The organism is Pseudomonas sp. 50_B (assembly GCF_017491625.1).
In the GTDB taxonomy this organism is placed as follows: Bacteria; Pseudomonadota; Gammaproteobacteria; order Pseudomonadales; family Pseudomonadaceae; genus Aquipseudomonas; species Aquipseudomonas danubii.
In genome coordinates this window covers 1-241 of record NZ_JAFGYX010000218.1, presented here as the reverse complement: position 1 = coordinate 241, position 241 = coordinate 1, and the positions used below count along the sequence as shown (strand labels likewise).

Annotated in this window: 1 protein-coding gene; it reads right to left on the bottom strand. The window is 58.9% G+C overall.

Annotation, left to right across the window (positions count from 1 at the left end; genetic code table 11):
- Positions 1-241: amino acid permease (locus J5M73_RS31700; protein WP_207817060.1), on the bottom strand; the 241-nt coding region annotated here is incomplete at both ends.

Below are 241 nucleotides of genomic sequence, written 5' to 3'. Positions count from 1 at the left end.
TTCATCACGCTGCCCAAGTCCGGGTTCTTCACGCCCCAGATATCAGCGGTGAAGATGTCCAGCTTGAAGGCGAACAGGGCAATCAGCACGAACAGCAGCAGCGGCACTACTTTGGCCACCGTGGTCAATTGGTTGATGAACGCCGCCTCCTTGATCCCACGCAGCACCAAAAAGTGCACGGCCCACAGCAGCAATGACGCACAACCGATGGCCACCGGGGTATTGCCCTGGCCGAACACCG